Genomic DNA, 18,962 nt, shown 5'->3' on the forward strand with positions numbered 1-18,962 from the left:
GAAACCATGAGCAAGAAGCATCCCATCATCTCGGTCACAGGCAGTTCCGGCGCGGGCACCACCACCGTCAAGGCGACCTTCGACCAGATCTTCCGCCGCGAGGGCATCCGCGCCGTCAGCATCGAGGGCGACGCCTTCCACCGCTTCGACCGGCAGGCGATGAAGGACGAACTGGCCCGCCGCCAGGCCGCGGGCGACCAGACCTTCAGCCATTTCAGCTTCGACGCCAACGAGCTGGAAAAGCTTGAGGAGATCTTCCGCATCTATGGCGAGACCGGCCGGGGCGAGACGCGCCACTATGTCCATGACGACCGCGAGGCCGAACGCTGGGGCAGCGCGCCCGGCACCTTCACCGACTGGGCGCCGTTCGAGGAAGGATCCGACCTGCTGTTCTATGAAGGGCTGCACGGCGCGGTGGTCAACGATACGGTCAACCTGGCCCGGCATGCCGACCTGAAGATCGGCGTGGTGCCGGTCATCAACCTGGAATGGATCCAGAAGATCCACCGCGACAAGGCCAGCCGGGGCTATTCGACCGAGGCCGTGACCGACACCATCCTGCGCCGGATGCACGCCTATGTTCACTGCATCTGCCCGCAATTCACCCAGACCGACATCAATTTCCAGCGGGTGCCGGTGGTCGATACCTCGAACCCGTTCATCGCCCGCTGGATCCCCACGCCCGACGAAAGCCTGGTGGTGATCCGGTTCCGCAATCCGCGCGGCATCGACTTTCCCTATCTGACCCAGATGATCGACGGATCCTGGATGACGCGGCCCAATTCCATCGTCATCCCCGGTCCCAAGACCGACCTCGCCATGCAGTTGATCCTGACGCCGATGATCCTGCGCCTGATCGACGACGCCAAGCGCGCCTAAGGGGGACCAAGCCATGAACCAGATGATCCGCATCGACGCCGCGCAAGAAGCGAAGATGGCCAATGCCATCCGCGCCCTGGCGATGGATGCCGTCGAGGCCGCGAAATCCGGCCATCCCGGCGCGCCGATGGGCATGGCCGATGTCGCGGCGGTGCTGTTCAACCGCTTCATCCGCGTGGATCCCGCCGATCCCGCCTGGCCGGACCGCGACCGCTTCGTGATGTCGGCGGGGCACGGGTCGATGCTGGTCTATGCCATCCATCACCTGCTGGGCTATGACGACATGGGCATGGACCAGATCCGCGCCTTCCGGCAGTTGGGATCGCGCACGGCGGGCCATCCCGAATACGGCCATGCCAAGGGGATCGAGATGACGACCGGCCCCCTGGGCCAGGGCATCGCCACCGCCGTCGGCATGGCGCTCGCCGAACGCATGGCCCATGCCCGCTGGCCGGATCTGGCCGATCACCACACCTATGTCATCGCCGGCGACGGCTGCCTGATGGAGGGGATCAGCCACGAGGCCATCGACCTTGCCGGGCACCTGCGCCTCGGCCGGCTGATCGTGCTGTGGGACGACAACGGCATCACCATCGACGGCGGCACCGACCTGTCGACCAGCACCGACCAGCAGGGCCGCTTTGCCGCCGCAGGCTGGCATGTGCAGGCCGTGGACGGCCATGATCGGGACGCGGTGGCCGCCGCCATCCAGGCCGCGCGGGCCGACGACCGCCCGTCCATGATCGCCTGCAAGACCATCATCGGCTTTGGCGCGCCCAACAAGCAGGGCGGCCACGAGGTCCATGGCGCGCCGCTGGGCGCGGAGGAGATCGCGGCCGCCCGCGCCCATCTGGACTGGCCGCACGACGCCTTTACCCTGCCCGAGGACGTGACCTCTGCCTGGGCCGCCATCGCGGCGCGGGGGGCGCAGGCTCGGGCCGACTGGGCGGCGCGGCTGGAAACCTCCGCCAACCGCGCCGCCTTTCTTAACGCACAGGCCGCGCCCGATGCCCAGGCGCTGCGGACCGCCATCGCCGGGTATTGCCACCAGCTTGTCGCGGATCGTCCCAAGGTCGCAACCCGCAAGGCCAGCGAGATGGCGTTGCAGGTGATCAACGCCACCCTGCCCCAGACCATCGGCGGAAGCGCCGACCTGACCGGATCGAACCTGACCCGGACGAAGGACATGCAGGGGATCCGGGCGGGCGATCATGCGGGCCGCTATGTCAACTATGGCATTCGCGAACATGCCATGGCGGCGGTGATGAACGGCATCGCGCTGCATGGCGGGTTCATCCCCTATGGCGGCACCTTCCTGGCCTTTGCCGACTATTCCCGGCCCGCGATCCGGCTGGGCGCGCTGATGGGGGTGCGGGTGATCCATGTGATGACCCATGACAGCATCGGCCTGGGCGAGGATGGCCCGACCCACCAGCCGGTCGAGCATCTGGCAAGCCTGCGCGCCATCCCCAACCTTCAGGTGTTCCGCCCAGCCGATGCGGTCGAGACCGCCGAGGCCTGGGAAATCGCGCTGACCAGCCCCACAACGCCCTCGGTCCTGGCGCTGTCGCGGCAGAACCTGCCCGCCCTGCGGACCCGCGACGAGGATGAGAACCGCTCTCGCCGGGGCGCCTATGTGCTGCGCGCCACGCCCGCGCCGCGCGACGTGACCCTGATCGCCACCGGGTCCGAGGTGGAGATCGCCATGGCCGCCGCCGACCTGCTGCGCGCCGACCGGATCGACGCGGCGGTGGTGTCGGCCCCCTGTTTCGAACTGTTCGCGGCCCAGGACCGCGCCTATCGCCAGGGGGTGCTGTGCGACGCCCCGCGCATCGGCATCGAGGCCGCGATCCGCCAGGGCTGGGATCTGTTCCTGCGCCCCGAGGACGGCTTCGTCGGCATGACCGGCTTTGGCGCATCCGCCCCCGCCCCCGCCCTTTACCGCCATTTCGGCATCACGCCCGAGGCCGTCGCCGAACTGGCCCGCAAGCTTATCAAGGGAGAGAATTGATGGCGCTGATCACCCTGCGGCAGCTTCTGGATCACGCCGCCGAACATGGCTATGGCGTGCCCGCCTTCAACATCAACAACATGGAACAGGGCCTTGCCATCGTGAAGGCGGCGGCCGAGGTCGACGCGCCGGTGATCCTGCAAGCCAGCCGAGGCGCGCGGTCCTATGCGGGCGACATCATGCTGCGCCGCATGGTCGAGGCCCTGGCCGAGATGAACCCCGGCGTCCCGATCTGCCTGTACCAGGACCACGGCAACAACCTGGCGACCTGCATGTCGGCGATCCGCCACGGCTTTACCAGCGTGATGATGGACGGATCGCTTCTGGAAGACATGAAGACCCCCGCCGATTACGATTACAACGTCGCGGTGACGGCCAAGGTGGCCGAGGCCGCCCATGCCGTCGGCGCCTCGGTCGAGGGCGAGCTGGGCGTGCTGGGCAGCCTGGAAACCGGCGAGGCCGCGGCCGAGGACGGGTCGGGCGCGGAAGGCAAGCTGGATCACAGCCAGCTTCTGACCGACCCGGACCAGGCCGTCGATTTCGTGCTGCGCACCCGCTGCGACGCGCTGGCGATCGCCTGCGGCACCTCGCACGGGGCCTATAAATTCACCCGCAAGCCCGACGGCGACATTCTGGCGATGCATGTGATCGAGGCGATCCATCAGCGCCTGCCCGGCACCCATCTGGTGATGCACGGATCCAGCAGCGTGCCCCAGCACCTTCAGGATCTCATCAACCAGTCGGGCGGAGAGATGCCGCAGACCTATGGCGTCCCGGTCGAGGAGATCGAGCGCGGCATCCGCATGGGCGTGCGCAAGGTCAATATCGACACCGACTGCCGCATGGCGATGACCGGGCATTTCCGCAAGGTCGCCCGCGACCGGCCCGACGAATTCGACCCGCGCAAATTCATGATCCCCGCCATGGCCGAGCTGACCGCTTTGTGCCGCGACAGGTTCGAACGCTTCGGCACGGCGGGCCATGCCAGCACGATCCGCGTCATCCCGATGGACGAGATGGCGAAACGCTATGCGTCGGGGGCGTTGGACCCGGCCATCACCGGCGCGAAAGCCGCCTGAGAGGAGGAATGACCATGAACGAGATGTCGAACCCCAAGCTGGATGCCAAGAAACGGTATTCCGCCGGCGTGCTGAAATACGCGCAGATGGGTTATTGGGAACCCGATTACACCCCCAAGGACACCGACGTGATCGCGCTGTTCCGCATCACGCCGCAGGACGGGGTGGACGCCATCGAGGCGGCGGCGGCGGTGGCGGGCGAAAGCTCGACCGCGACCTGGACGGTGGTCTGGACCGACCGGCTGACCGCCTGCGACAAATACCGCGCCAAGGCCTATCGCGTCGATCCGGTGCCGAACAGCCAGGGCGAATACTTCGCCTATATCGCCTATGACCTGGATCTGTTCGAAGGGGGCAGCATCGCCAACCTGACGGCATCCATCATCGGCAACGTCTTCGGCTTCAAGCCGCTGAAGGCGCTGCGGTTGGAGGACATGCGCCTGCCCGTCTCTTACGTCAAAACCTTCCAGGGCCCGGCGACCGGCATCGTCGTGGAACGCGAACGGCTGAACGTCTATGGCCGCCCGCTGCTGGGCGCCACGGTCAAGCCCAAGCTGGGCCTGTCGGGCCGCAACTATGGCCGCGTCGTCTATGAGGCGCTGAAGGGCGGCCTGGATTTCACCAAGGACGACGAGAACATCAACAGCCAGCCCTTCATGCATTGGCGCGACCGCTTCCTGTATTGCATGGAGGCCGTGAACCGCGCCTCGGCGGCGACCGGAGAGGTGAAGGGCACCTATCTGAACGTCACCGCCGGGACGATGGAGCAGATGTATGAACGCGCCGATTTCGCCAAGGATCTGGGCAGCGTCATCGTCATGATCGACCTGGTGATCGGCTATACCGCGATCCAGTCGATGGCCAAATGGGCGCGCGACAACGACATGATCCTGCACCTGCACCGGGCGGGGCATTCCACCTATACCCGGCAGCGCAGCCACGGCGTCAGCTTCCGCGTCATCGCCAAATGGATGCGGCTGGCGGGCGTCGATCACCTGCACGCCGGCACGGTCGTCGGCAAGCTGGAAGGCGATCCGGCCACCACCAAGGGCTATTACGACATCTTCCGCGAGGAGCGGAACCCGATGGCGCTGGAAAACGGCATCTTCTTCGACCAGGACTGGGTGGCGCTGAACAAGATGATGCCGGTCGCCTCGGGCGGGATCCATGCGGGCCAGATGCACCAGCTTCTGACCTATCTGGGCGAGGATGTGGTGCTGCAATTCGGCGGCGGCACCATCGGCCACCCGCACGGCATCCAGGCGGGCGCGACCGCCAACCGCGTGGCGCTGGAGGCGATGGTCTTCGCCCGCAACGCCGGCCGCGACATCTGGAACGAGGGCGAGGACATCCTGAAGGGCGCCGCCCGGACCTGCACGCCGCTGAAGCAGGCGCTGGATGTCTGGAAGGACGTCTCCTTCAACTATGCCTCGACCGACGCGCCCGATTTCGCGCCCACCCCCGAAGTTTCCGCGTAAGGAGATCCCCATGAAACTGCGCCAAGGACAGTTCAGCTTCCTGCCCGATCTGTCGGATGACGACATCCGCGTGCAGGCCCAATACGCCATCGACAACGGCTGGGCGGTGTCGGTCGAATATACCGACGATCCCCATCCCCGAAGCACCTTTTGGGAGATGTGGGGTCATCCGATGTTCGACAACCCGGACGCCGCCGCCGTGGTCTTCGAGGTGAACGAATGCCGCAAGGAACATGGCGGCAAATATATCCGCGTCATCGCCTTCGACGCATCCCCCGGCTGGGAATCGATCCGCATGAGCTTCATCGTGAACCGCCCCGCGACGGAACCGGGCTTCCGCCTGATCCGCCAGGAAGCCGAGGGCCGCAGCATCCGCTATACCATCGAAAGCTATGCCGTGCGCGAACCCGAAGGGGCGCGCTACTGACCGCAGGCCGGGGGCGCTTCGCCCCCCGGACCCCCCGAGGATATTTCGGCCAAGGCAAAAAGGCCGCCTGGATTCAGCAAGGTGCCCCGATGGACAACCCCCGCCCCACCCATGTCGATCTGGCCGCATCCTTCGAGGACAGCGGCGTGAAGGGCGTGCTGCGCGAACTGGACGTGACGCTGATCGGGCTGGAGCCGGTCAAGTCCCGCATCCGCGAAACCGCCGCGCTGCTGCTGGTCGATCAGGTCCGCCGCAAGCTGGGCCTGGCTGTCGAGACGCCGACCCTGCACATGTCCTTCACCGGCAATCCCGGCACCGGCAAGACCACCGTGGCGCTGAGGATGGCCGACCTGCTGCACCGGCTGGGTTACGTGCGCAAGGGCCACCTGGTCACGGTCACGCGCGACGATCTGGTCGGCCAGTATATCGGCCACACCGCCCCCAAGACCAAGGAGGTCTTGAAGAAGGCGATGGGCGGCGTGCTGTTCATCGACGAGGCCTATTACCTCTATCGACCGGAAAACGAACGCGATTACGGGCAGGAGGCGATCGAGATCCTGCTTCAGGTGATGGAAAACAACCGCGACGACCTGGTGGTCATCCTGGCGGGCTATGCCGACCGGATGGACCGCTTCTTCGCCTCGAATCCCGGCTTTCGGTCGCGGATCGCCCATCACATCGAATTTCCGGACTATACCGACCCGGAACTGCTGCATATCTCGGAAAAGATGCTGGCCTCGCAGAACTATCGCCTGGACGACGGCGCGCGCGCCGCGATGCAGGACTATATCGCCGGGCGCCGCCGCCAGCCGCATTTCGCCAACGCCCGCTCGGTCAGGAACGCGCTCGACCGCGCCCGGCTGCGGCAGGCGAACCGGCTGTTTTCCGAGGCGAAAAGGCCGATCGACGCCGACCGCCTGTCGCTGATCACCGAACCCGACATCCGCGCCAGCCGCGTCTTTCGCGGCGGGCTTGACGTGGACCGGCCCGACATGGACCGGCCCGACATGGACCGGCTTGACGCAGGCGGCGCAACCGGCCAAGCCGCTGCCGAGTGAACATGAAGGGAATCGCCATGGCCTTTGACCGTTCGATGAAGATCGCGCCCTCGATCCTGTCCGCCGATTTCGCCGATTTCGGGCGCGAGATCCAGGCCATCGAGGCCGAGGGCGCCGACTGGGTCCATGTCGACGTGATGGACGGGCATTTCGTGCCGAACCTGACCTTCGGCCCGCCCGCCGTGAAGGCCTTCCGCCCGCATGTGAAGACCTTCATGGACGTGCATCTGATGATCGCGCCGGTGGACCCCTATCTCGAAGCCTATGCCGAGGCGGGGGCCGACATGATCACCGCCCATGTCGAGGCCGGCCCGCATCCGCACCGCACCCTTCAGGCGATCCGCGCCACCGGGAAAAAGGCGGGCATCGCGCTGAACCCCGGCACTCCGGTCGAGGCGGTGGAATACCTGCTGGATCTGGCAGACATGGTGCTGGTGATGACCGTGAACCCCGGCTTCGGCGGGCAGAAGTTCATCCACAGCCAGATCGACAAGATCGCCCGGCTGCGCGGCATGATCGGCGACCGGCCGATCCATATCCAGGTGGATGGCGGCGTCGATCCCAAGACCGCGCCGCTGGTCGCCAAGGCCGGTGCCGATGTGCTGGTCGCGGGATCGGCGGTCTTCAAGGGCGGCTCGGTCGGCCAGCCGCAGGTTTACGGCCAGAACATCCGCGCGATCCGCGATGCCATCGGCGGGCTGGCGCTGTCAGCCTAGCGCCGCGGCCCAATCCTCGACCGGATCGCCGCTGCCCAGCGTCGTCACCAGCCCGTTCACCATGAAGGTGGGCGAGACATGGATGCCGTTCTGACGGGCATATTTCGCGTGCCATTTGATCGCGGCCTCAGGCTCGGGAAAGGCGAAGGCTTCGGCCAGGGCCACGCCGCTGCACTCCTCCAGCCGGGCGATGATCTGGTTGGGGGTGGCGTCCATGTTCGGACCCTTGCGGTGTTCCTCGAACTCGAAGGCCTCGCGGTGATCGGCCACGGCCTGCAACACGCGCCGGGCGGTCTCGCGCCCGCCCTCCAGCATCGAGGCCGCCAGCACGCAGCGCGTCACCACCGGCGAAAACATATGCCAGGGCTGGGATTGCATCCGCAGCTTCACCGTCACCCGGTCGCGTCCCGCCGCGTCCAGGAAGGCGTCCAGCTTGTTGAACGCCTTGACCGAAAACGGGCAGGTCGGTTCCAGGAACATCTCGAAAGCCTGCGGTCCCCGGCCCCATTCCAGCGGATCGGCGATGCGTTTGGTCATGGCATGGTCCCTTTGGTTTGACATTCGCCCCTGCACGCGCATCCTGCCGCCAGCAACAGGAGATGGCAATGGATCTGGGCATCAGGGGAAAACGCGGGCTGGTCTGCGCGGCGTCGAAAGGCTTGGGGCGCGGCTGCGCCGAGGCCCTGGCCGAGGCGGGGGTGGATCTGGTCATCAACAGCCGGACCGAGGCCGACATCGCCCGCACGGCCGAGGAGATCGCCGCGAAGTACGGCACCGGCGTCACCCCCGTCGCGGCCGACATCACCACGGACGAAGGCCGCGCCAGGGTGCTGGCGGCGGTGGGCCAGGCCGACATCCTGGTCACCAACGCGGGCGGCCCGCCGCCGGGCGACTGGCGCGACTGGAGCCGCGACGACTTCATCCGCGCCATCGACGCCAACATGCTGTCGGCCATCGCGCTGATGCAGGCCCTGGTGCCCGGCATGATGGATCGCGGCTGGGGCCGGGTCGTCAACATCACCTCGCAGTCGGTGAAATCGCCGATATCGGTGCTGGGGCTGTCGAACACCGCGCGCAGCGGGCTGACCGGATTCGTCGCGGGCATGTCGCGGCAGGTGGCGCGGCACGGGGTCTGCGTGAACAACCTCCTGCCCGGCATCCATGCGACCGACCGCGCCGTCAGCCTGGACAAGGGCGTGATGGAAAAGCAGGGCATCGACATGGAAACCGCGCGGGCGCAGCGGCAGGCGGGGATCCCGACCGGCACCTATGGCGATCCCGGCGATTTCGGCGCGGCCTGCGCCTTCCTGTGCAGCCAGCAGGCGAAGTTCATCGTCGGCCAGAACCTGCTGCTGGACGGCGGCGCGCTGAACGCGACTCTCTGACCGGGCTGGACCGTCGCCCGGCGATGGGCGCGCAGGCCCGATGCCGCGCGACCCTGCGGCGGGGGCAGGGTGCCGTCAATCGCGCCGGGACCGCCGGGCTACGACAAAAGGCTTGCCTTGCGCCCCCGGCCCGGCTAGCTCTCATCCATCGGAATTCGGGAGAAGCTGGCCCACGCCAGTGCCGAAGGAGCAGCCGCCCCGGCGAACTCTCAGGCAGAAGGACCGCTTTCCGTCAAAAACTCTGGAGAGTGGCGCGCCGCGCCCGCCGAAGGGATAACGATCTCAGGCGCCCCGATACGGTCGGACCGGGCGGGGCAGGGACAGAGGGGGCATCGACCGGGCGAACCGCCCGCCAACCGATGCCGGCTGCCCGGCTGTTTGAGAAGGAGGTCGCATGACCGACGATCCGCGCCGGACCCCGCTGCACGACCTGCACCTGTCGCTGGGCGCCCGCATGGTGCCCTTTGCGGGCTGGGACATGCCTGTCCAGTATCCGACGGGGGTTCTGGCCGAACACTTGCATACCCGCGCGCAGGCCGGGCTGTTCGATGTCAGCCATATGGGGCAGGTTGTGATCACATCGCGGGACGGCGACATGGCTGCGGCCGCCCTGGCCCTGGAAAGCCTGATTCCGGCGGATGTGCTGGGCCTTGCGCCCGGACGGCAGCGTTATGGGCTGTTCACCGGCGAGACGGGCGGGATCCTGGACGATCTGATGTTCGCCAACCGGGGCGATCATTTCCTGCTGGTGGTCAACGCCGCCCGGGCGGAACACGACATCGCGCATCTGGGCGGGCTTCGGGGGGTCACGGTGACGCCCGTCACGGATCGCGGGCTGCTGGCGCTGCAAGGCCCGCAGGCGGCGGCGGTGCTGGCCCGGCTGGTGCCCGAGGCGGCCGGGATGCGCTTCATGGACAGCCGGATCCTCCACTGGAACGGGGTCGATCTGTGGGTGTCCCGGTCGGGCTATACGGGCGAGGACGGGTTCGAGATCTTGGTCCCCGAGGCGCGGCTGCGCGATTTTGCCGAAAGACTGCTGGACCAGCCCGAGGTGGCGCCCATCGGCCTGGGTGCCCGCGACAGCCTGCGGCTGGAGGCCGGGATGCCGCTTTACGGCCATGACATGGACGGCGGAGTGACCCCCGCGCAGGCGGCGCTTGGCTGGTCGATCCCCAAGGTCCGCCGGACGGGCGGGGCGCGGGCGGGCGGCTTTCCGGGTGCGGATGCGGTGCTGGCCGAACTGGCGGATGGTCCGGCGGTGACACGGCGCGGCTTGCGTCCCGAAGGCCGTGCGCCGATCCGCGAAGGGGTCGCGATCTTCGCCGAACCCGCAGGCGGCGAGCCGATAGGCCATGTGTCCTCGGGCGGGTTCGGGCCTTCGGTCGGCGGTCCCATCGCCATGGCGCGCCTGCCCGCCGCGCTGCCCGACGGCGCCACCGTCCATGCCGAGTTGCGCGGCAAGCGGCTGCCCGCCGCGATCACGCCCCTGCCCTTCGTCACGCCATCCTACAAACGCTGAGGAGCGACCCGATGCTGAAATACACCGAAGACCACGAATGGCTGCGCGCCGAGGGCGATGAGATCGTCGTCGGCATCACCCCCCATGCCAGCGAGCAACTGGGCGACGTGGTGTTCATCGAACTGCCCGAGGAAGGCCGCGAGGTCGAGGCGGGCGAGGAGGTGGTGGTGATCGAATCGGTCAAGGCGGCCTCGGACATCGCCGCGCCGATTGCGGGTGTGATCACAGCCGTGAACACGGTCCTGGCCGATGCGCCGGGCAGCGTGAACGACGACGCGCTTGCGGCCTGGTTCTTTCGCATCAAGCCCGCCCAGGGCACCAGCCTGGACGGCTTCATGGACGAGGCCGCTTATCAGGCGCTGATCGGCTGATGTCGCCCGGGGGCTGTCTGCCCCCGGACCCCCGAGGATATTTGTGCCAAGATGAAAGCGCATCTTGGAAAGAAGGCGACCATGACCCGCTGGATCCCGACCGACTATAATCCCGACGATTTCGCGAACCGCCGCCATATCGGGCCGTCCCCGGCCGAGATGGCCGAGATGCTGAAGGCGGTTGGCGCGGACAGCCTGGACGCGCTGATCGGCCAGACGGTGCCCGCCGCGATCCGGCAGGACAGCGCGCTTGACTGGCCCGCCTTGTCCGAGGCCGCGCTGCTGGAGCGGATGCGGCAGGTGGCCGCCAAGAACACGGTGATGACCAGCCTGATCGGTCAGGGCTATTACGGCACCGTCACGCCGCCCGCGATCCAGCGGAATATCCTTGAGAATCCGGCCTGGTATACCGCCTATACCCCCTATCAGCCCGAGATCGCCCAGGGGCGGCTGGAGGCGCTGCTGAATTTCCAGACCATGGTGGCCGATCTGACCGGGCTGCCGGTGGCGAACGCGTCCCTGCTGGACGAGGCGACGGCGGCGGCCGAGGCGATGGCCATGGCGCGGCGGCAGTCTAAGTCCAGGGCGGATGCCTTCTTCGTGGCCCATGACCTGCACCCGCAGACCATCGCCGTGATCGAGACGCGGGCCGCGCCGCTGGGCATCCGCATCGTCAAGGCGTCCATCGACGATCTTCGGCCCGATCAGGTTTTCGGGGCGATCTTCCAGTATCCCGGAACCTATGGCCATCTCCGCGACCTGACGCCCGAAATCGACGCCTTGCACGCGGCGGGCGCTCTGGCGGTGGTGGCGACCGACCTGCTGGCGCTGTGCCTGCTGAAGGAACCGGGGGCGATGGGGGCCGATATCGCGGTCGGATCGGCGCAGCGCTTCGGGGTGCCGATGGGCTATGGCGGGCCGCACGCGGCCTTCATGTCCTGCCGCGACGATCTGAAGCGCGCCATGCCGGGCAGGATCGTCGGCGTCAGCATCGACGCCAAGGGCAACAAGGCCTATCGCCTGGCGCTGCAAACCCGCGAACAGCATATCCGGCGCGAAAAGGCCACCAGCAACGTCTGCACGGCGCAGGCGCTGCTGGCGGTGATGGCGTCCTTCTATGCCGTCTTCCACGGGCCGGTGGGGCTGCGCGCCATCGCCCAGCGGGTGCATCTGCACGCGGTGACGGTGGCCGAGGCCCTGCGCGCGGCGGGGGCCGAGGTCGCGCCGGGCGCGTTCTTCGACACGATCACCGTCAAGGTCGGCGTGGGCCAAGCCGGCATCCTGGCCGCCGCCCGGCATCGCGGCATCAACCTGCGCCGCGTCGGCCGCGACCGGGTGGGGATCAGCGTGGATGAGACGACCGACGCCGATGTGATTACACGCCTGCTGGACGCCTTCGGCATCACCGACGCCCCCGCGCCCGCGAAGGCCCCGGCGATCCCCGAGGCGCTGCTGCGTGAGACGGACTATCTGACCCATCCGGTGTTCCACATGAACCGCGCGGAATCCGAGATGATGCGCTATATGCGCCGGTTGTCGGACCGCGACCTGGCGCTGGACCGGGCGATGATCCCGCTGGGATCCTGCACCATGAAACTGAACGCCGCGGCCGAGATGATGCCGATCACCTGGCCGGCCTTCGGCGCGATCCATCCCTTCGCCCCCGCCGACCAGGCCGCGGGCTATGCCGAGGCCATTGCCGATCTGACCGACAAGCTGTGCCAGATCACCGGCTACGACGCGTTCTCGATGCAGCCGAACAGCGGCGCGCAGGGGGAATATGCCGGGCTGCTGACCATCGCGGCCTATCACCGGTCGCGCGGCGAGGATCGCGATATCTGCCTGATCCCGGTCAGCGCGCATGGCACCAACCCGGCCTCCGCGCAGATGTGCGGGATGAAGGTCGTGGTCGTGAAATCCGCCCCGAACGGCGATATCGACTTGGAGGATTTCGCCGACAAGGCCGCCAAGGCAGGGGGCAGGCTGGCGGCGGCGATGATCACCTATCCCTCGACCCACGGGGTGTTCGAGGATACCTTGCGCGACGTGTGCGACATCACGCATCGGCATGGCGGGCAGGTCTATATCGACGGGGCCAACATGAACGCGCTCGTCGGTCTGGTGAAGCCGGGCGAGATCGGCGGCGATGTCAGCCACCTGAACCTGCACAAGACCTTCGCCATCCCGCATGGCGGCGGCGGACCGGGCATGGGGCCGATCGGGGTCAAGGCGCATCTGGCGCCCTTCCTGCCGGGCGATCCGCAATCGGGGGAAGGCGCGGTCAGCGCGGCGCCCTATGGGTCCGCGTCGATCCTGCTGATTTCCTGGGCCTATTCCCTGATGATGGGCGGGGCGGGGCTGACGCAGGCCACGCGGGTGGCGATCCTGAACGCGAACTATATCGCGTCCCGGCTGGCCGGGGCCTATCCGATCCTGTTCATGGGCAACCGGGGCCGGGTGGCGCATGAATGCATTATCGACACGCGGCCCTTCGCCGACCATGGCGTGACCGTGGACGACATCGCCAAGCGGCTGATCGACAACGGATTCCACGCCCCAACGATGAGCTGGCCGGTCGCGGGCACGCTGATGGTGGAACCCACGGAATCGGAAACCAAGGCTGAGATCGACCGCTTCATCACCGCCCTGCTGGCGATCCGGGACGAGATCACCGAGGTGGCCGAAGGCCGCATCGAGGCCCAGCAAAGCCCCCTGCGCCACGCCCCCCATACGGTCGAGGATCTGGTGGCCGACTGGGACCGCCCCTACAGCCGCGAGCAGGGCTGCTTCCCGCCGGGCGCGTTCCGGGTGGACAAATACTGGCCGCCGGTGGGCCGGGTGGACAATGCCTATGGCGACCGCAACCTGGTCTGCACCTGCCCGCCGCTGGAAAGCTATGCCGAGGCGGCGGAATAGGGGGGCGGGCCTAAAGGCCCAACCCCTCATCCACGCCCAGCATGATGTTGAGGTTCTGGACCGCCGCGCCGGAGGCGCCCTTGCCCAGGTTGTCCAGCACCGCCACCACCGTCGCGCAGCCGCTGTCGGGATCGCCCTGCACGGTGATGCGCAGGCGGTTGGTGTTGTTCAGATCCGTTGGCACGATGCGCGAACCGGGATCGGACGCGACCTCGATGAACCTCTGCCCGGCATAGTGGTCGGCCAAGGCGCCGGTCAGGCTGTCCAGCATCCGCCGGTCGTTCAGGAACAGCGGCACCTGCACCGCCATGCCCTGGGCGAAATTGCCCACCGAGGGCGCAAAGACCGGCTGCCGCGTCAGGCCCGCATGGGCGATGATTTCCGGGATATGCTTGTGCCGCTGGGTCAGGCCATAGACGAAATGCGCGGGCGCCGCGCCGCTGTCATATTCCGCGATCAGCGCCTTGCCGCCGCCGGTATAGCCGCTGACGGCATTGATCGACAGCGCCTCGTCCGGGGCGACCAGGCCCGCCGCGACCAGGGGCGCCAGAATGGCGATGGCCCCGGTGGAATAGCAGCCGGGATTGCTGACCAGCCGGGCGGCCCCGATGCGGTCGCGCGCGGCGGCGTTCAGTTCGGCAAAGCCGAAGGCCCATTCCGGGGCCACCCGATGCGCCGTCGAGGCGTCGATGATCCGCGTGTCCAGACCGCCCGCCAAGGCCACGGCCTCGCGCGCCGCGTCGTCGGGCAGGCACAGGATCGCCACGTCGGCCCGTTCAAAGGCGTCGCGCCGGGCGTCGGCGTCCTTGCGGCGGGCCGGGTCGATCTGGATCAGGCGGATGTCGTCGCGCGTTTCCAGCCGCTCGCGGATTTGCAGGCCCGTGGTGCCCGCCTCGCCGTCGATGAAAACGCTGTATGCCATGGTTCGATCCCCGTTTGCTGCGGGCGTTATAGGGGACCGCTGCCCCGCTGCCAATCAGTGCGCGATCAGATCGAACAGATTTCCGAGCGGGTCAGGAACCGCTTTTCGCGCCCGTTGTCCAGGCTGAACATGCCGCCGCGTCCCGGCACCACGTCGATGATCAGGTCGGTATGCGCCCAGGCCTCGGCCTGGCTGGCCGAGATGTAGAAGGGCGCGCCGCCGATCTCTCCCAGCTTCACGTCGCGTTCGCCCACGCGGAAATCGCCCTGCGGATAGCACATGGGCGAGGATCCGTCGCAGCAGCCGCCGGACTGGTGAAACAGGACCGGGCCGTGGTCGGCGGTGATTTCGGCGATCAGGTCAAGGGCGGCGGGGGTCGCGGAAACCTTGCTCATGTCTTCAACCTTTGCTTCAGGAATTCCAGCACCTGGCGTTCCTCGGGGCGCAGGCCGGTCTGTTGCAGATCGTCGGCGATTTCGTCCCGCAATTCCAGCTTCAAGTCGTCGGCCAGATAGGAATCGATCACCTGGGGATGGACATAGCATTTGCGGCAGATCGTGGGCGTGTTGCCAAGGCGCGCCGCGACCCGTTCGATCACCTCGCGGATATTGCGCTTGGCCGCCGCCTGGCTGTCGAACGCCTGGTATTCGGCCAGGGCCAGGGCGGCCAGCACGGTGCCGGTCCAGGTGCGGAAGTCCTTGGCAGTGACGTTCTGGCCTGAAATCTCGCGCAGATAGGCGTTCACCTCGGTCGAGGTGATCTTCTGGCGCTGGCCGTCCTCGTCCAGATACTGGAACAGGTGCTGGCCCGGAATGTCCTGAGCGGCGCGCACGATCCGGGCCACGCGACGGTCCTTCAGGCCCAGGTTCCATTCCTTGCCCGACTTGCCCTTGAAACGGAACCGGACCTCGCTGCCGTCGATCTTGACATGCCGGTCGCGCAGGGTGGTCAACCCGTGCGACTTGTTCTGTTTGGCATAATCGGCATTGCCCACCCGGATCATGGTGTTTTCCAGCAGATGCACCACGGTCGCCACGAGTTTTTCGGCGGGCAGACCGCGCCGCGACATGTCCCGGTCCACCCGGTCGCGGATCTGCGGCAGCGCATGGGCGAAGTCCAGCATGCGGTCGTATTTGGCCCCGTCGCGGATCGCGCGGAAATCGGGATGGTATCGGTATTGCTTGCGGCCCTTGGCATCGCGGCCGGTGGCCTGGATATGGCCGCGCGGATCGGGGCAGATCCAGACATCGGTATAGGCGGGCGGGATCGCCAGCGCGGCCAGCCGCTTGCGTTCGGCCTTGTCGGTGATGGTCCCGCCGTCCGGGCCGCGATAGCTGAACCCCTTGCCGGACCGCTGCCGCGTGATGCCGGGCATGTCGTCGTTCACATAGACCAGCCCCGCCTCTTTCGCGGCATCGCGCGGGTCGGGGATGACGGCATCGTCGGGCATGGGCGGATCCGGGGGCCAAGGGGGATGTTCCCGTCAACGCCAGCCGCCCAGGTTGGTTGCGCGGGCCTGTATTGCGGCCCGCGCGCCCGGTTTCGTCACGCGATCAGAAGAAGCCCAGCTTCTTCGGGCTATAGCTGACCAGCATGTTCTTGGTCTGCTGGTAATGATCCAGCATCATCTTGTGGTTTTCCCGCCCGATGCCCGACTGCTTGTAGCCGCCGAAGGCCGCATGGGCCGGATAGGCGTGATAGCAGTTGGTCCAGACCCGGCCCGCCTTGATCGCGCGGCCGAAGCGATAGCAGGTATTGGCCTCGCGCGACCAGATGCCCGCGCCCAGGCCATAGAGCGTGTCGTTGGCGATCGACAGCGCCTCGTCCTGATCCTTGAAGGTCGTCACCGACACCACGGGACCGAAGATCTCCTCCTGGAAGATGCGCATCTTGTTGTTGCCGCGAAACACGGTCGGCTTGATGTAATAGCCGCCCGACAGTTCCCCGCCATGATCGGCCGCCTCGCCGCCGATCAGAACCTCGGCGCCTTCCTTGCGGCCGATGTCGAAATAGGAGAGGATCTTTTCCTTCTGTTCCGACGATGCCTGCGCGCCGACCATCGTGGCGCTGTCGCGCGGATCGCCCTGCTTGATCGCCTCGACGCGCTTCAGGGCGCGTTCGATGAAGCGGTCATAGATCGATTCCTGGATCAGCACGCGCGACGGGCAGGTGCAGACCTCGCCCTGGTTCAGCGCGAACATCGCGAAGCCTTCCAGGGCCTTGTCGAAGAAATCGTCATCCTCGCGCAGAACATCCTCGAAGAAGATGTTGGGCGACTTGCCGCCCAGTTCCAGCGTGACCGGGATCAGGTGTTCCGACGCGTATTGCATGATCAGCCGCCCGGTCGTCGTCTCGCCGGTGAAGGCGATCTTCGAGATGCGCGGGTTCGAGGCCAGCGGCTTGCCCGCCTCCAGCCCGAAGCCGTTGACGACGTTCAGCACGCCCGGCGGCAGCAGGTCGGCGATCAGCCCGACCCAAACCATGATGCTGGCTGGGGTCTGCTCGGCCGGTTTCAGCACCACGCAGTTCCCGGCGGCCAGGGCGGGCGCCAGCTTCCACACCGCCATCAGCAGCGGGAAGTTCCACGGGATGATCTGGCCCACGACGCCCAGGGGTTCATGGAAGTGATAGGCCACGGTGTCGTGGTCGATTTCCGAAATCCCGCCTTCCTGGGCGCGCAGCACGCCCGCGAAATAGCGGAAATGGTCGATGCCCAGCGGCAGGTCGGCGGCCATCGTCTCGCGGATCGGCTTGCCGTTGTCCCAGGTTTCCGCCGTCGCCAGCAGTTCCAGGTTCTGTTCCATCCGGTCGGCGATGCGCAGCAGGATCAGCGACCGTTCCGCGGCCGAGGTCTGGCCCCACTTGTCCTTGGCGGCATGGGCCGCATCCAGCGCGGCCTCGATGTCCTCGGCACCCGACCGGGCGATCTCGCCGATCTCGGCGCCGGTGATGGGGGTGGTGTTGGTGAAATACTTGCCCGACTTCGGCGCGGTCCACTGCCCGCCGATGAAGTTGTCGTAGCGCTTGGCAAAGGGCATCACGCCCACGCCCTTGAATTCATGCGTCTGGTCGTTCGGCATCGTTTCCTCCTCTGGAATGGCCCGGAGTCTCCCTCCTCCGGGTATGGGTCGAAGCTTGCGGCAGAGGTGATTCGTTGCAATCGCCCCAGAGCGCCGCGATGCGGACGCTGTCTCACGGATGAGACAGTCAGCCGGATTTTTCCGCCAGTCCCAGCCGGGACATGCGGCGATACAGCGTCGCCCGCCCGATCCCCAGGGCGCGCGCGGCGGCCGAGACATTGCCGTCGGACCGCGCCAGCGCGCGGACCACGGCGGCGCGTTCGGCACGCTCGAAGCCGGTCAGGTCGTCGTCGCGGCCCAGCAGGTCGGCCGCCGGGCGCGGGCGGATCGCGCCCTCGCGCTCCAGCCCCAGGGCGCGGCGCGCGGCGCGGGTGGCGCCGATGGCCAGGTCGTCCTTGTCCAGGGCCAGCAGGACGGCGGCATCCGCCGTGTCGTCGGCCACGACGATGCGCGCGTCGGGGAAGCTGGCGCGGAAGAACACCGCCTCGATGGCCCGCGCGGTCTGCGCCACCTGGGCCGCGATCAGCCGGTTATAGCGTTCGGTCTGTTCGGCGCGGGCCGAGCTGACATCCAGCGCCGCCAGCAGCCGCCCGTCCGGTCCCCAGATCGGCGCGTCCATGCAGGACATGCCGGTGTTGCGGGTGTGGAAATGTTCGTCGCGGTGGATGGTGACCTGCCGCCCCTCGGCCAGGCAGGTGCCGATGCCGTTGGTGCCCTGGGCGGCCTCGGACCACCGCGTGCCCTGCCACAGCCCCCAGTCGCGGAACTGTTCGGCATCCGCGCCGTTCACCCGCTGGTCCAGCACCACCCCGTCGGCATCGGTCAGCATCACGTTGCAGCCCGACAGCCCGACCAGGTTGAACAGCTGGTCCAGTTGCGGGGCGGCCACGCGCAGGAACGGATCCATGGCCTGCCGGCGCTGGCTCAGCTCCGCAAGGGTCAGCCGTTCGGGGCGGCGGGCGTCGGCGGGATCCAGCCCGTGCTTCAGCAGCGACCGCCGCCATGACGCTGTCAGGGCCGAGGTCGCGGAACTCGACTGCGACTGCCTTGCGACGTAATCCGCGTGACGCATACCGGGCCGGCTCCTCCTCGGCCGGTAGCGGACAGTATAACATGCAACT

At 67.4% G+C, this 18,962-nt stretch carries 17 protein-coding genes and 1 riboswitch; of the genes, 11 read left to right on the top strand and 6 right to left on the bottom strand.

Annotated elements, in window-relative coordinates; all coding sequences use genetic code 11:
* Positions 1-6: 6 nt before the first annotated feature.
* The 7 genes from PXD02_RS16455 to rpe all read left to right on the top strand — a co-directional run bounded on the left by PXD02_RS16455 (position 7) and on the right by rpe (position 7,648).
* Complete coding sequence (locus PXD02_RS16455; RefSeq protein ID WP_275104889.1) at positions 7-879, top strand: phosphoribulokinase; 873 nt, start codon at positions 7-9, stop codon at positions 877-879.
* A gap of 22 nt (positions 880-901) precedes the next feature.
* Complete coding sequence (gene tkt, locus PXD02_RS16460; RefSeq protein ID WP_275106460.1) at positions 902-2,890, top strand: transketolase; 1,989 nt, start codon at positions 902-904, stop codon at positions 2,888-2,890.
* Positions 2,890-3,969: a class II fructose-bisphosphate aldolase gene (gene fba, locus PXD02_RS16465; RefSeq protein WP_275104890.1), complete on the top strand. Its 1,080-nt coding sequence runs from the start codon at positions 2,890-2,892 to the stop codon at positions 3,967-3,969. The genes tkt and fba overlap by 1 nt, the downstream gene beginning before the upstream one ends.
* Before the next feature lie 14 nt (positions 3,970-3,983).
* Positions 3,984-5,447: a form I ribulose bisphosphate carboxylase large subunit gene (locus PXD02_RS16470; RefSeq protein WP_275104891.1), complete on the top strand. Its 1,464-nt coding sequence runs from the start codon at positions 3,984-3,986 to the stop codon at positions 5,445-5,447.
* Between the two features lie 10 nt (positions 5,448-5,457).
* A complete protein-coding gene (locus PXD02_RS16475; protein ID WP_275104892.1) occupies positions 5,458-5,874 on the top strand; it encodes a ribulose bisphosphate carboxylase small subunit in 417 nt (138 codons plus the stop codon).
* Positions 5,875-5,963: 89 nt separating this feature from the next.
* Positions 5,964-6,932 carry a CbbX protein gene (gene cbbX / locus PXD02_RS16480; protein ID WP_275104893.1) on the top strand — a complete coding sequence of 323 codons (969 nt, stop codon included), beginning with the start codon at positions 5,964-5,966 and terminating at the stop codon, positions 6,930-6,932.
* Positions 6,933-6,949: 17 nt separating this feature from the next.
* Positions 6,950-7,648 carry a ribulose-phosphate 3-epimerase gene (rpe, locus tag PXD02_RS16485; protein WP_275104894.1) on the top strand — a complete coding sequence of 233 codons (699 nt, stop codon included), beginning with the start codon at positions 6,950-6,952 and terminating at the stop codon, positions 7,646-7,648.
* Here rpe and PXD02_RS16490 read toward each other — a convergent pair.
* Positions 7,640-8,185, bottom strand: coding sequence for a DsbA family protein (locus PXD02_RS16490; RefSeq protein ID WP_275104895.1), 546 nt, complete (start codon positions 8,183-8,185; stop codon positions 7,640-7,642). The genes rpe and PXD02_RS16490 overlap by 9 nt on opposite strands.
* 68 nt (positions 8,186-8,253) lie before the next feature.
* Between PXD02_RS16490 and PXD02_RS16495 the strand changes: the two genes are divergently transcribed.
* From PXD02_RS16495 to gcvP, 4 genes are all read left to right on the top strand, one after another.
* Positions 8,254-9,033 (top strand): SDR family oxidoreductase, encoded by a 780-nt coding sequence (locus tag PXD02_RS16495; RefSeq protein ID WP_275104896.1) that lies wholly within the window; start codon positions 8,254-8,256, stop codon positions 9,031-9,033.
* 146 nt (positions 9,034-9,179) lie between these two features.
* Positions 9,180-9,268, top strand: a riboswitch (glycine riboswitch).
* A 159-nt stretch (positions 9,269-9,427) separates the two neighbouring features.
* The gene (gene gcvT / locus PXD02_RS16500; RefSeq protein ID WP_275104897.1) at positions 9,428-10,552 is read left to right on the top strand and encodes a glycine cleavage system aminomethyltransferase GcvT; all 1,125 of its coding nucleotides are present in this window, start codon (positions 9,428-9,430) and stop codon (positions 10,550-10,552) included.
* 11 nt (positions 10,553-10,563) lie between these two features.
* Positions 10,564-10,923: a glycine cleavage system protein GcvH gene (gcvH, locus tag PXD02_RS16505; RefSeq protein ID WP_275104898.1), complete on the top strand. Its 360-nt coding sequence runs from the start codon at positions 10,564-10,566 to the stop codon at positions 10,921-10,923.
* A gap of 81 nt (positions 10,924-11,004) precedes the next feature.
* The gene (gcvP, locus tag PXD02_RS16510) at positions 11,005-13,839 is read left to right on the top strand and encodes an aminomethyl-transferring glycine dehydrogenase (protein WP_275104899.1); all 2,835 of its coding nucleotides are present in this window, start codon (positions 11,005-11,007) and stop codon (positions 13,837-13,839) included.
* Between the two features lie 10 nt (positions 13,840-13,849).
* On the opposite strand, the gene argC is transcribed toward gcvP, so the two are convergent.
* The 5 genes from argC to PXD02_RS16535 form a co-directional block, all read right to left on the bottom strand.
* Positions 13,850-14,761, bottom strand: coding sequence for an N-acetyl-gamma-glutamyl-phosphate reductase (gene argC / locus PXD02_RS16515; protein ID WP_275104900.1), 912 nt, complete (start codon positions 14,759-14,761; stop codon positions 13,850-13,852).
* Positions 14,762-14,826: 65 nt separating this feature from the next.
* A complete protein-coding gene (locus tag PXD02_RS16520; protein ID WP_275104901.1) occupies positions 14,827-15,156 on the bottom strand; it encodes a DUF779 domain-containing protein in 330 nt (109 codons plus the stop codon).
* Complete coding sequence (locus tag PXD02_RS16525; RefSeq protein ID WP_275104902.1) at positions 15,153-16,211, bottom strand: DNA topoisomerase IB; 1,059 nt, start codon at positions 16,209-16,211, stop codon at positions 15,153-15,155. The genes PXD02_RS16520 and PXD02_RS16525 overlap by 4 nt, the downstream gene beginning before the upstream one ends.
* A gap of 103 nt (positions 16,212-16,314) precedes the next feature.
* Positions 16,315-17,841, bottom strand: a complete 1,527-nt coding sequence (gene adh / locus PXD02_RS16530; protein WP_275104903.1) for an aldehyde dehydrogenase — start codon at positions 17,839-17,841, stop codon at positions 16,315-16,317.
* 127 nt (positions 17,842-17,968) lie between these two features.
* The gene (locus tag PXD02_RS16535; RefSeq protein ID WP_275104904.1) at positions 17,969-18,913 is read right to left on the bottom strand and encodes a GAF domain-containing protein; all 945 of its coding nucleotides are present in this window, start codon (positions 18,911-18,913) and stop codon (positions 17,969-17,971) included.
* Positions 18,914-18,962: the final 49 nt, after the last annotated feature.

The sequence above is a fragment of the Paracoccus sp. S3-43 genome (assembly GCF_029027965.1).
In the GTDB taxonomy this organism is placed as follows: Bacteria; Pseudomonadota; Alphaproteobacteria; order Rhodobacterales; family Rhodobacteraceae; genus Paracoccus.

What these genes read in the sequence shown, in the direction of transcription:
- PXD02_RS16455 (WP_275104889.1), top strand. Translation starts at nt 7, where the DNA reads ATGAGCAAGAAGCATCCCATCATCTCGGTCACAGGCAGTTCCGGCGCG.
- tkt (WP_275106460.1), top strand. Translation starts at nt 902, where the DNA reads ATGATCCGCATCGACGCCGCGCAAGAAGCGAAGATGGCCAATGCCATC.
- fba (WP_275104890.1), top strand. Translation starts at nt 2,890, where the DNA reads ATGGCGCTGATCACCCTGCGGCAGCTTCTGGATCACGCCGCCGAACAT.
- PXD02_RS16470 (WP_275104891.1), top strand. Translation starts at nt 3,984, where the DNA reads ATGAACGAGATGTCGAACCCCAAGCTGGATGCCAAGAAACGGTATTCC.
- PXD02_RS16475 (WP_275104892.1), top strand. Translation starts at nt 5,458, where the DNA reads ATGAAACTGCGCCAAGGACAGTTCAGCTTCCTGCCCGATCTGTCGGAT.
- cbbX (WP_275104893.1), top strand. Translation starts at nt 5,964, where the DNA reads ATGGACAACCCCCGCCCCACCCATGTCGATCTGGCCGCATCCTTCGAG.
- rpe (WP_275104894.1), top strand. Translation starts at nt 6,950, where the DNA reads ATGGCCTTTGACCGTTCGATGAAGATCGCGCCCTCGATCCTGTCCGCC.
- PXD02_RS16490 (WP_275104895.1), bottom strand. Translation starts at nt 8,185, where the DNA reads ATGACCAAACGCATCGCCGATCCGCTGGAATGGGGCCGGGGACCGCAG.
- PXD02_RS16495 (WP_275104896.1), top strand. Translation starts at nt 8,254, where the DNA reads ATGGATCTGGGCATCAGGGGAAAACGCGGGCTGGTCTGCGCGGCGTCG.
- gcvT (WP_275104897.1), top strand. Translation starts at nt 9,428, where the DNA reads ATGACCGACGATCCGCGCCGGACCCCGCTGCACGACCTGCACCTGTCG.
- gcvH (WP_275104898.1), top strand. Translation starts at nt 10,564, where the DNA reads ATGCTGAAATACACCGAAGACCACGAATGGCTGCGCGCCGAGGGCGAT.
- gcvP (WP_275104899.1), top strand. Translation starts at nt 11,005, where the DNA reads ATGACCCGCTGGATCCCGACCGACTATAATCCCGACGATTTCGCGAAC.
- argC (WP_275104900.1), bottom strand. Translation starts at nt 14,761, where the DNA reads ATGGCATACAGCGTTTTCATCGACGGCGAGGCGGGCACCACGGGCCTG.
- PXD02_RS16520 (WP_275104901.1), bottom strand. Translation starts at nt 15,156, where the DNA reads ATGAGCAAGGTTTCCGCGACCCCCGCCGCCCTTGACCTGATCGCCGAA.
- PXD02_RS16525 (WP_275104902.1), bottom strand. Translation starts at nt 16,211, where the DNA reads ATGCCCGACGATGCCGTCATCCCCGACCCGCGCGATGCCGCGAAAGAG.
- adh (WP_275104903.1), bottom strand. Translation starts at nt 17,841, where the DNA reads ATGCCGAACGACCAGACGCATGAATTCAAGGGCGTGGGCGTGATGCCC.
- PXD02_RS16535 (WP_275104904.1), bottom strand. Translation starts at nt 18,913, where the DNA reads ATGCGTCACGCGGATTACGTCGCAAGGCAGTCGCAGTCGAGTTCCGCG.